The organism is Treponema parvum (genome assembly GCF_017893945.1).
GTDB classification, from domain to species: Bacteria; Spirochaetota; Spirochaetia; order Treponematales; family Treponemataceae; genus Treponema_D; species Treponema_D parvum_A.
Map to the genome: position 1 here is coordinate 1,627,851 of NZ_CP054257.1, position 11,703 is coordinate 1,639,553.

At 41.2% G+C, this 11,703-nt stretch carries 12 protein-coding genes; 4 read left to right on the forward strand and 8 right to left on the reverse strand.

Going from position 1 to position 11,703, the window contains the following annotated elements:
• Nucleotides 1-130: 130 nt before the first annotated feature.
• On the reverse strand, nt 131-553 hold the full coding sequence (locus HRI96_RS07245) for a S24 family peptidase (RefSeq protein ID WP_210116723.1): 423 nt from the start codon (nt 551-553) through the stop codon (nt 131-133).
• 303 nt (nt 554-856) lie between these two features.
• Between HRI96_RS07245 and HRI96_RS07250 the strand changes: the two genes are divergently transcribed.
• Both HRI96_RS07250 and HRI96_RS07255 read left to right on the forward strand, forming a co-directional pair.
• Nucleotides 857-1,087 (forward strand): hypothetical protein, encoded by a 231-nt coding sequence (locus HRI96_RS07250; protein WP_210116724.1) that lies wholly within the window; start codon nt 857-859, stop codon nt 1,085-1,087.
• Nucleotides 1,088-1,106: 19 nt separating this feature from the next.
• Nucleotides 1,107-1,397, forward strand: coding sequence for a YbaN family protein (locus HRI96_RS07255; protein ID WP_210118653.1), 291 nt, complete (start codon nt 1,107-1,109; stop codon nt 1,395-1,397).
• A gap of 142 nt (nt 1,398-1,539) precedes the next feature.
• On the opposite strand, the gene HRI96_RS07260 is transcribed toward HRI96_RS07255, so the two are convergent.
• From HRI96_RS07260 to HRI96_RS07285, 6 genes are all read right to left on the reverse strand, one after another.
• Entirely contained in the window at nt 1,540-2,679 is a 1,140-nt protein-coding gene (locus tag HRI96_RS07260; protein WP_210116725.1) for an aminotransferase class I/II-fold pyridoxal phosphate-dependent enzyme, read from the reverse strand.
• A 146-nt stretch (nt 2,680-2,825) separates the two neighbouring features.
• On the reverse strand, nt 2,826-3,551 hold the full coding sequence (locus tag HRI96_RS07265) for a FadR/GntR family transcriptional regulator (RefSeq protein ID WP_210116726.1): 726 nt from the start codon (nt 3,549-3,551) through the stop codon (nt 2,826-2,828).
• Between the two features lie 63 nt (nt 3,552-3,614).
• On the reverse strand, nt 3,615-4,418 hold the full coding sequence (locus tag HRI96_RS07270; RefSeq protein WP_210116727.1) for a PHP-associated domain-containing protein: 804 nt from the start codon (nt 4,416-4,418) through the stop codon (nt 3,615-3,617).
• 102 nt (nt 4,419-4,520) lie between these two features.
• Nucleotides 4,521-5,120, reverse strand: a complete 600-nt coding sequence (locus tag HRI96_RS07275) for a carbohydrate ABC transporter permease (protein ID WP_210116728.1) — start codon at nt 5,118-5,120, stop codon at nt 4,521-4,523.
• A gap of 224 nt (nt 5,121-5,344) precedes the next feature.
• The gene (locus HRI96_RS07280) at nt 5,345-6,082 is read right to left on the reverse strand and encodes a carbohydrate ABC transporter permease (protein WP_210116729.1); all 738 of its coding nucleotides are present in this window, start codon (nt 6,080-6,082) and stop codon (nt 5,345-5,347) included.
• A 185-nt stretch (nt 6,083-6,267) separates the two neighbouring features.
• The gene (locus HRI96_RS07285; protein ID WP_210116730.1) at nt 6,268-7,584 is read right to left on the reverse strand and encodes an ABC transporter substrate-binding protein; all 1,317 of its coding nucleotides are present in this window, start codon (nt 7,582-7,584) and stop codon (nt 6,268-6,270) included.
• Between the two features lie 317 nt (nt 7,585-7,901).
• On the opposite strand from HRI96_RS07285, the gene HRI96_RS07290 reads away from it, so the two are divergent.
• Both HRI96_RS07290 and HRI96_RS07295 read left to right on the forward strand, forming a co-directional pair.
• Entirely contained in the window at nt 7,902-9,101 is a 1,200-nt protein-coding gene (locus HRI96_RS07290) for an ATP-binding protein (RefSeq protein ID WP_210116731.1), read from the forward strand.
• A 57-nt stretch (nt 9,102-9,158) separates the two neighbouring features.
• Nucleotides 9,159-10,094 carry a PfkB family carbohydrate kinase gene (locus HRI96_RS07295; protein ID WP_210116732.1) on the forward strand — a complete coding sequence of 312 codons (936 nt, stop codon included), beginning with the start codon at nt 9,159-9,161 and terminating at the stop codon, nt 10,092-10,094.
• Nucleotides 10,095-10,108: 14 nt separating this feature from the next.
• On the opposite strand, the gene HRI96_RS07300 is transcribed toward HRI96_RS07295, so the two are convergent.
• Nucleotides 10,109-11,620, reverse strand: a complete 1,512-nt coding sequence (locus HRI96_RS07300; RefSeq protein ID WP_210116733.1) for a carbon starvation CstA family protein — start codon at nt 11,618-11,620, stop codon at nt 10,109-10,111.
• Between the last annotated feature and the right edge of the window lie 83 nt (nt 11,621-11,703).

Genomic DNA, 11,703 nt, shown 5'->3' on the forward strand with positions numbered 1-11,703 from the left:
GGCGGCAAAATAGACGAGCGAGCCATAAAAATAAGCCTTTGTTCTGTTATTTGAGAACCGATCTCGTCTGAAATTCTTGTTGTTAAATGATACTTCCCGTTGATTAAAACGTCAATAAGCTGCATGTCATTCACCAATAAACAACGCTACGCCACAGGGCGTTACATCGCCGATGCAGCACGACAATCACCCGCCCGTTTACCGTCAGTATATCGCCACCGTTTTCTTTTATGACGATCGGCGCGTATTTTTCATTTTCGCTCAACACTCGGACGCAATGTTCGGCAGGGTTGAATTCAAGGCGTTTTACCAGCACGTTGTTATTTATTGATATGACAAAAATGTCGTTACCTTCCTTTTCTTCCGGCACAAATAGCACCATATCGTTATGGCAGATATGTATACCGTTCATACTGTCGCCTTTAACGATAACGGCTTTTACCTGATTGGCTTTATACGGGTAAATAAATCGCTCCAGTATGGGGATCTGGGTAACGTCATAGTATTCGGCAACTTCCCGCCCCTTCCCTGCCGCAGCTTCAACAAGGAACATTTCGATTAATGCTATGTCGTTATTCCCGTTAGAGGAAATTTTATCGAAGCCGTCAATGCGCTGCGCATTTTTGGGGTGGAAGGCGAGATTTGACTACAGTTATCCACTGCGACAAGCCTAGCCGAAACGAATCGCACCCGATAATGAAGTCTGTTAAATTATTTGAGACGTTTATTGAGAACTCGATCCCGTTTATTGCGATGTTATCCGTCGCCGTTATACCAAATGGGCAAGAGAAACCGGTAGACCGATAACAAGCGGATGTCTTGAGTAGGACAAAAACTCCGATACGTCCGAGAGAGTATGAGTAGACGAAAAAACTACAAAAAGAACAGGCGTATATCCAGCGAGGAAACAGTCCTTGACTTTGTCGAGGGAAAAGCAATCGAGCGCGTAAAAGAAGGCGACGGCTCGATGATACGGTTATCCTTGCGACAAAAGGACGCAAGCGCGGGTATGTTAGACGCAGAAACAGACACCGTTTCAATGCCGCTATGGTATTGGCGGAAATTGGTAGTAGTAATTTTATTTTAATTCTTTTTGGCAAAAAGTCATAGGCACATCGCTGTATAAAAAGCACTTGGAAAGTTTCGTCGAACGAAAAGCGATGACGCTGAAAACAAAGGTTTCGATTCTTACGACGTCGAGCGCGGTGATGCTCGCAGGCTTTATTATGATGAAGCGAATACCCGTCGGAAGAATTTGTCTTACAATCGTATGGGGCGCCCATATAATCTATTTCATCTTCGGCGTTAAAACGCTGCATAGCGAAGAGCAAAGTCAATGCGGCAATGCCGGCGACGAAGAGGATTTACAACTGCACGATAAAACCGCTTCAAATTGACATGCGTGAGGGATTGGAGAGGCGGCAAAGCCGTTCCGGAGCGAGCGATGAGCGCAAGCGGAGGAATGGAGCGCGTGAGCGCGGAACCTCGAAAAGCCCGACCCGAGCGGAGCAAGGGGCACGCCCAGCGCACACTGCCCGCCTATTTAAGCAAAAACAAGCCTTTATCCAAATCCTCTATGAGCGAGTCCGTATTTTCAAGACCGATATGCAGCCGTATTACGCGCGGATCTCCCTTTGTTGCCAGCAGAGGAAGAATAAGACTTTCGTATCCGCCCCAGCTGACGCCGATTCTGAATATGTTCAAAGCGTCAACCGCTTTTTTAATTTTTGTTTCGTCGTCGGTTTTTAATTTTACAGACAACAAACCGCAGCCGCCTTTCATTTGCGACGATGCAAGCGCATAGTCGGGACTTTTAGGGTGCATGGGATAAAACACTTCGTCCACCGCATTGTGCGCATATAAAAAATCGCACACCTTCAGGGCGGCTTTATAGTGATAGTCCAAGCGGACTTTCAGCGTCCGCATTCCGCGCTGGATGAGCCATGCTTGAAAAGGATCGGGAACGGCTCCCGTAGGCAGGAATTCGGTTTTAAAAATATGTTCGATATTTTTATTGCTCGATATAACGCAGCCGCCGATAACATCGCTGTGTCCGCCGAGATACTTTGATGCGGAATGCACTACGGCGTCTATTCCGAAAGTCAAAGGGTTTTGAAACACGGGGGTCGCCCATGTATTGTCTATTATCGAAAAGATGGAATTGTTTTTGCAAATTTCAACCAAAGCTTTTAAATCGGAAACTCTCATAACCGAGGAGCCGGGCGATTCAAGATACAGTACCTTTGTGTTTTTGCGCACGGCTTGCTTGACGGCTTCTATATCTTTTGTGTTGACAAAGGTAGCCGAAACATTAAAGCGTTTAAGATACGTCGAACAAAGATATTTTGCCCATGAATATGCGCAATCCGAACAGATTATATGGTCGCCGCTTTGCACTTGCGATGAAACGACTGCATAGATTGCGGCCACCCCCGATGCAAAAAGTTTTGCACGCTCTCCTTTTTCCGCCTCGGCTATGCGGCGTTCAACCAGCTCTACGGTAGGATTGTTTCCTCTGGAATAAAGATGAGAATAAAATTCGTCGCCGATCGCCTTTTTTAAATCGTCTACGCAATTAAAGCAAAACAATGAATTTTGAAAAAGCGGCATAGAAACCGGCATTTCAATATTCGTAAACGAAAACGTATCGTCGGTAATAATATCTTCAATCTTTTCCATAATTCTATCTCCTAGTCGGTTTGAATTCCGGTTTGTCGCCTTCAACTTCAGCACAGACAACGCGGTCTATTCTTTGCCGCTGTATTCGCCTGCAGAAACGGCATACGGCTTCCGGCAAACAAACATGCAGAAAAAGGCATCCTCCGCTATTTTTGTATCACAGCCTTATCCTTTACTTTGGAACTGAGCACTTTTAAATCACAATTATAAATATACGCATGAGCTGCGAGCGCAAGTACAAGGTTTCTTTCCTTACAAGCACACGCAATATCAAGATGATACGGAACCGTCAGTATCCACTGGGCATGCGGGTTTGCATATATGCATTGATAGTAATCCAAAGCGTCTATGAGATTTAACAATAGCTGTTTTAATGTTTTTGAACCCGCGCAATCGTATAATTTTGAATGAAAATCTCTATCCGCCTCAATTGAATATTCGCCTTTTTCAGCCAAGGCCGACATATACTTTGCTTTTTGTATCAACTCGTTAAACATTTCATCGCTGCCGTTGTCAACGGCTTTTTTTATTGCCAGTTTTTCCAAATCCGTTTTAATTTCAAGTATGTCGGTAAAATTAACTTCAAAAAGACGCACGTCAACATTCGCTTTGGTGTTTTCAAAATGTATTGTTTTTAAAAACGAACCTTTTCCGATATGGCGATCGATTATATTTTTATTTTCCAAAGATAAAAACGCATTGCGAACGGAATTTCGTCCTACTTTAAGTTTTACTGAAAGTTCACGCTCGGACGGAATTTTATCTCCGGCTTTTAAATGATTTTTTACAATATAAGTTAAAATTTCGTCTTCAACCTTATCGGGCAGTAAATTTTTCTCAATAGGGTGGATTTTAACCGATGATTGCCGCACTCGATTCCTCTTACTCTTTTACCGCGCAAGCCGTTAAGCCTTCGACAACGAATTTTTGCATTTCTAAAATTCTCCGTTACGTAAAAAACGCTTAATATCGCCCTGTATTATGCTATCGTTTTCACCGTGAATTTTTACCGGTGTGTGAATTTCGGCGTCTTCACGCCAGATCATATTTTCCGGTTGAGCGTGTACTTTAAACGGTTTACGATTTAATATGGCGCTTACATAATCGTGAATATCACGCAGGGGCGTTTCAAATACGACACCCGAAAGTTTTTCAAATCGCATGGTGTCCGCACAGTGGTTGTCGGAGCCGCCCGTAATAGGAAGCCCCAACATTTTTGCATATCTTACGGCAAGACCGTTGCATTCCGGGCTGTTATCGGAATTCACGCCTTCAACGGCATCTACACAGCGAGTAGACAGATGGATTGTCTTAATATAATCACGTTCGCGGAAAGGATGAGCTTGAACGACGCATCCTCCTGCCAGGTGAACCTGTTGATATTGTTCCAAGCGGGTCCAGTTTTCCATTTCCGGATGTTTCAGCATCCATTTCTCATCTATGCCGTAAATCAGGTACTCGTCACCGTCATAATATTCTTCCCATCCGAAGAAAACGGGAAAATTTGCTTTATAACCGGCTTCTTTTGCATCTTCATAGCCTTGGCAAAATAAGTGAACGCGCTGCTCCCATGGCAGATTTCTATTGATTCCGCAATTTCCGCGAAAAAAATGATCGGTAATTATAATTCCGGAGTATCCGGCGTCTATATATTTTTGAATATAATCTTTTCCCGGTGATTTTCCGCACGCGCTTGCCTGAGATGTATGCATATGAGTTTCATAAATAAATGACGCCATTTTATTCTACCTTCTTCAGAAGTATTTAGACCTACTTCTATGGTCTTAATATTCAGCGGGCTACACACAAATATCGTTTATTAATAAAAAGTTTTAATATTTTTATCCCTTTATAGCTCCCGATAGCGAGCCGGAAAGAATTTGCCTTTGTCCGACGATAAAAACTATTATTGAAGGAATAAGTACAATAACGATACCTGCCATAATCATATTATATGACGCGGCTTCTCTATCGTAAAGCATTCCCACGCCTATCTGTACTGTCCTCATATTGGTTTTATTTGTCACCAAAAGCGGCCATAGGTAAGCATTCCACGCTTTTATAAATGTGTAAATACAGATTGCTCCGATAGAGCCTTTAGACATAGGCAGAAGCATTGTAAATAAATATCTGAAATTACTGCACCCTTCAATTCTGGCCGCTTCATACAATGCCGTAGGTATTTGCATAAAGGCTTGCCGCATAAAGAAAATTGACATTGCCGAAGCAAGATTAGGCAGTATCATGGCCAGATATGTGTCATACAGTCTCATATCGCCGATTGTCAAATAATTGCTGATAACTAAAGATTCCGCCGGAATCATCATGGTTGCCAGGAATGCCATAAAGATGATTTGTTTGGTTTTAAATTTAAAATGAGAGAAAGAAAAAGCGGCCATACTCGCCAGAATAATCTGTCCGATCATTACCGAAGAAGCCATAACGAAACTGTTAAATAAATATCGGAATAAAGGCGCCGTTTTAAGCGCTTGCCGATAGCTTGTTAATAAAAAACTGGAGGGAATCAACGTCGGAGGTCTTTTAAAAATTTCCGGTGTGGTCATAAAACTTACATTCATTGCATAAAGAAGAGGACATAAAATAATAAGTATCATAAAAGTCTTTAGTGCAAGTACAACCAACCGTTCCAATCGAAAAACAGATTTCATTGGTAAAACACTCCTTTTTTCTCTGTACGAAATTGAATAATGGAAATTATTAATAGAATAATCAGAAAAACAATGGATTGTGCCGAAGCATATCCCCAGCGGTTGTTTAAAAATGCTTCTTTGTAGATAGAATACGACAAGACGGAGGTTTTGTTTGCAGGGCCGCCCAGTGTCATCAGTTTTACCTGTGTAAATGTTTGGAAGGCTCCGATCGTGTTAACTATTAACAAGAAAAACAACGTAGGGGACATACTGGGCAATGTGATATACCAAAGGGTCTGAAAGTAATTTGCGCCTTCGACGCATGAATATTCATATAGGCTGGCTGGAATAGCTTGAAGACCTGAATAAGCGTAAATGAAATTCATTCCCATTGTCAGCCACCAAGTCGCAACTGTTACCATAAGCAATGCTAAGTTTCCGTTAGCGAGCCAATCTATGCTTTTTCCCAAAACCCAATTGACCAGCCCTGTGGTAGGATTAAAGAGCAATAACCAAATAATCGATGCGCAGGCGGATGAAACCGCCATCGGGAAAGCGAATATGGTGCGTACCATATCGGTTTTTCTTTTGGGGTCTGTTGCCAGTAAGCCTAAAAATACTCCCGTAATTATCTGTGCAGGAACAATCATCACAGTAAATCTTATTGTTAAAAAAAGGCTGTTCCAAAACGCACCTGCGGAAAATAAATTTATGAAATTCTTTAATCCGCAGAACGACACAACCTTTCCCATAGAATTTACAACAGAAACGCTCATTCTGATTGTTCGTACCAAGGGGTAATATATAAATATGCCGAAGATTATCGATACAGGCAAAAGATATGTATAAGGCTCCAGCCTTTGCAATATTTGCCCCCGACAACGCTTTTTGTTACGCTCCATACAGCTTTCCCTTCTTTATAGAATAAACTTTTTACCTATTTGTTTGCCGCGTTATATTCGGATATAAGTATATCAATATCGTGTGCGGATTTATCGATACATTCTTTCGGGGTAATTTCACCTAATAACATTTCTTCAAAATAGTTTTTATATGTTGATCGCCCCTCCGTGAAAACACCGTAAATTGCACCCTTTCCCATGCTTTTAGATTCTCTCATTATATCTCGCACCGTCACATATTGAGGATATTTTTGCAAATTCTTTTTAACGGAATCCAAGTCATACACGGTTTTAGTTACCGAATAATAACCGGTATTTAAACATAATATTGATTGTGCGTCGGCGGAAATCAAGTATTTAATAAATTCGGCAATTGCGTCCAGTTTTTTATCCGTATATTTATTATTATCGATTACGTATAAAGAAGCGCCTCCCAGCGTCACTCCTCCGTTTGCAGCTCCTTTGTTCAATGTAGGCAAAGCGCATACGGCCAGTTCAAACTTACCGCTTGTTACATCGATATAATCCCGCAATGAACTGGAAGAATCCAGAATAATCGGAGCCATTCCGGAAAAGAATACGGTACGACAATCCGAAGATGAAAATCCGGTGTTCGAAGCGTAGTTGTTTTTATACAAATACAGCCACTTTTCCGCGATTTGATAAGATAAATTATCTTTTGCAAACACAGTACGGGTTGCGGCCCCGCTTCGCCCGTTATTTTGGTCTACTAAATTTACACCTTGCTGAAGTAACATTAATTCAAACCACCACATATTCGTTGAGAGTGCAATTCCCCATTTCGACATATTTTTTTGCTGTACCATTTGTGAAATTGTGATGATGTCATCCCAAGATTTCGGACCGTCTTCATATCCTAATTGTGATAGGATTGTTTTATTATAGTAACAGATAGGAACGGATGTATTCATGGGTATCGAATACAGCTTATTATTTATCGTATAATACGCCAAAATATTTTCTTCCAAATTTGATATATCAATTTTATATTTGCTGATGATATTCTGCATGGGCAGAACAAATCCGCTGTCTACCATAAATCGCGTGCCGGCTTCATAAATTTGTACCATATCCGGGCCGGAATTTGTGCGCATGGACGCTTTTAATTTGTTAAGAGATTCTTCATACGACCCTTGGTATTGTGCGTCCACATGGATGCGATCTTGAGATGTATTAAATTGGTCTACGATCATCTGTAACGCTTTTGCCGCGTTGCCGCTAAAACTGTGCCAAAGCGTAAGTTCCGTCTTGCCTGTCTCTTTTCCTCCGGCAGCAAAAGCCATACCAAGAACTAAAGTAAGGCAGAGCACCGATAAGAGTCTCTTTTTCATAAAATCCTCCTGAAAATCAGCTTTTACAAAATGGTTCTTTTTAAGAACCTTATACAAAGTATAAATTCGTTTTTATCACCTGTCAATGTTTTTTAAGAAAAAAAATGGTTCTAAAAAGGGAACTATCCGCTTAAAAAGCCGCTGTTTTTGCACAGGCTGTCCTATCGGTTCTTTGATGGAAGTTGCTCGGCGTCATCTGATAAATACAAGCAGTATGCGCGAAAATTTCGATTTCCGGAAACGCTGTTTCTATATGCTTTTAGTACGTTTCAACCTTATAAGTTGCATTATTTTAATTTTAAGTCTATTATATCATTATGATAATAAGGGAAAATTGGTTAAAAAAAATAAGACCTTTTTATGAAAATGAACTCGTCAAAGCGCTTATCGGTATTCGCCGATGCGGTAAATCTGTAATCCTAAGGCAGATCGTAAACGAAATTGATGCCGACGAGGCTCATAAAATTTTTATCAACTTTGAAGATTTACAATTTAATGCGTTAAAAGATGAACTGGATCTTTATAAATACGTAAAAAATCTTATTAATGATGATCAAAAATATTATTTGTTTTTTGATGAGATACAGAATGTCGCAAATTTTGAAAAAGCGATTAACTCTTTCAGGCTTCTAAATACAAGTATTTTTATCACCGGCTCTAACACAAAACTTTTATCAGGAGAACTGGCGACATTGCTTTCCGGTCGCTATGTTTCTTTTAAAATTCTTCCATTCAGTTTTGCCGAAGCGCTTGAGATTCAAGGAATTCACGAAGCAAATGACGAAGTGCTTATGGACTATATTCGTTGGGGAGGAATGCCGCAGCGTTTTTCAATAAAGAATGATGAGGATATAAGAGTTTTTCTTTCCGATTTGTATGATTCCATTGTATTAAAAGACGTAGTTTCCCGTTATAAAATCCAAAACGTAGCCTTGTTGAATAAGATCATCGATTATCTTTCCATAAATATGTCTCAGATTTTTTCGGGAACATCAATTGTGAATTTTCTTAAAGCAGAAAAAAGAGATTGCTCTAAAGAATCGCTGTATAATTATCTTTCGTTCATTACCAATTCGTGTATTGTGAATAAAGTTTCACGCTATGATATTCATGGTAAAAGGATTTTATCCACTTTTGAAAAATATTATCTTGCAGATGTCAGCTTAGCCAGAATTCATTCCACTAAAATAGATGTTGGCGCCAGCTTAGAAAACATAGTTTATAACGAACTGTTAAATCGCGGGTATGAAGTTCATGTCGGCATTCTAAAAAATACTGAAATTGATTTTATAGCACAAAAAGGGAATGAAAAAAAATATTTCCAAGTTTGTTACCTACTTGCCAACGATAAAACAATCGCACGCGAATTCGGAGCTTACGACAGTGTTAAGGATAATTATCCAAAATATGTTCTGTCGCTGGATAAGTTCGATTTTTCGCAAAACGGAATTATCCATAAAAATTTGATTAAGTGGCTTTCTGAAAACAGCGAGAACTCAAAAACCGGCGGCTTCTAATATTAATCGATACGCATAAGTTGACAGACGTCGATAGGATTCCTTATACTTTCTTGCATGAAGCAAACGCTTTTTATAGGTTCAACCTGTGTCGACATTATATTGAACATAAAGAACTTGCCGGCTCCGGGACAGGATGAAAACATAATCGAACAGAGCATGTCCGTAGGCGGCTGCGCCTTTAACGCTTCCACGGTTTTGCGCCAATTCAAGCTGCCTTACAAGCTGTGTTCGCCCGTAGGAAGCGGAATATACGGAAACTTTATCGAGCAAAAATTCAAAGAGCTTGAAATCCCGGTCTTTGTCCGTACGCCGGAAATAGAAAACGGTTGCTGCTACTGCATAATTGAAAAAAACGGCCGACGAACATTTTTAAGCAAGCATGGAGCCGAATACAGATTTGACCCGTCATGGTTTTTTAACGTCGATTTTGTAAACGTAGACGGAATATATTTTTGCGGACTTGAAATAGAAGACATAGACGGAAAAAAAATAGTTTCATTTCTTGAAAAAACGTTAAAAGATCAAAACAAAACACATTCGAACATAAGTTTGTTCTTCGCTCCGGGGCCTCGCATAAACAGTATAGATAAAAGACTGCTTTCAAATATTTTTAACTTGGAGCCCGTTCTTCATTTAAATGACGAGGAAGCCCTGTCTTTTACCAAAACAAAATCCGTTCATACAGCCGCCGAGACGCTCTTTTCTTTTACACATAACTCCGTTGTGATCACCCAAGGAAAAGAGGGAGCCTTTTGTTACGACAAAGCGCTGAAGAAGGCCGTACAAATTCCATGCCGGAATAAGGTAAACGCAGTCGACACGACAGGTGCCGGAGACTGTCATTGCGGCGCAATGATCGCAGGACTTAAACAGGGACTGTCGCTCTTTGATTCCGTAGAAAGGGCGAACGTGTTTGCGTCGGCCATAGTTACGCAATCAGGTTCAACCCTTTCGGATACGCTTTTCAATCGAATAGCTGAAACTCTATAAGCCTTATCACAATACTATTTTTCCCGGCCAAGCTTTACGGACTTTTGGTATTCAACGCATTTTTCAGGCGACAAGTATGCGCGGACGATAAATATCACAAGGAAAGCTAGAGCCACGATTATACCGACCGCATAGGAAATTACGATTCCGGTATGTCCCTGCTTGATCAGATTAAAACATTCCGGAGCGTACATAAGATATGTAACGCTTACTGCAGACATAAAGGTTGCGGGAATTGCGCAGATCCAGCACACATTCTTGTTGGGATAGTTTGTAACAAAGTACGTAGCGCCGCACCACAGAACTATCATAGCCAAAGTTTGATTCGACCATGAAAAATATCTCCAGACCACGCCGTAATTTATCTTGGAAATTATATAACCGACAAGCAGCAGGGGTATTGCAACCGACAAACGAGTCTTCAGCTTTTTTTCATCGAGTTTGAACCAGTCAAAGATTATCATTCGCGCGCTTCTGAACGCCGTGTCGCCGGAAGTGATAGGACAGGCTATAACGCCCAGCATGGCGATGACCGTTCCCACTCCCGGAAGAAGGGCTTTGCACATTTCATAAACCGAAGTTGAATTTCCGCCCTTTACTTTAAGGAGAGCTTCCAGTCCCATTCCCGATGCGGCTTTTGAAGGATCGTAATAAAAGGCGATCGCGGCGGCGGCCCATATCATGGCTATAACGCCTTCGGCTACCATAGCGCCGTAAAATATTTTGCGTCCGTCTTTTTCATTCTTTATCGTACGGGCGATTACCGGCGACTGTGTAGCGTGAAAGCCCGATATTGCGCCGCAGGCTACCGTTATAAACATGAGCGGCCAGATGGGTCGCTTGCCGGTTGCAGGATAAAGATTAACAAGTGTCAATTCCATCATCGGACGCTCGCCGGAGTGGATCATCGTGGAAACGGCGATTCCTATAGCCATGAGAATAAGACATATTCCGAATATGGGATAAAAACGTCCTATGATTTTATCGATGGGAAGCAGCGTTGCGAGAAAGTAATATACAAGGATTATAAGCGTCCACACTTGAATATTTAAAAAAGAAACATTTGCCGTGAGTTTGGCAAGCAAACCTGCCGGCCCTACCATAAATACTACGCCTACTAAAACCAAAAGAACAAGGCCGAAAACGCGCATAATCGATTGCATTATCGTACCCATGTACTTTCCGGTAACTTCGGTTATACTTGATCCGTCGTTACGGACGGACAGCATGCCCGACATATAGTCGTGAACGCCTCCGGCAAGGATTGTACCGAACACTATCCATAAGTAAACACTCGGTCCCCACAATGCGCCTGAAATCGCACCGAAAATGGGGCCGAGTCCTGCAATATTTAAAAGCTGCACAAGAAACGCCTTCGCGTTTGACATAGGAACATAATCAATACCGTCAGGATTGGCGATCGCAGGCGTAGGCTCATTCGACGGGACAAAGAATCTTTCAACTACTCTGCCATAGATGATGTAACCCACTACCAACATAGCGATGCACAGTAAAAAAGTTATCATATATTTAAACCTCCTACTTTATATAAAGGATATCACCGGTAGGTTAGGTTGTAAACAAATTTTTGACGGCGGAGAATGAGTTT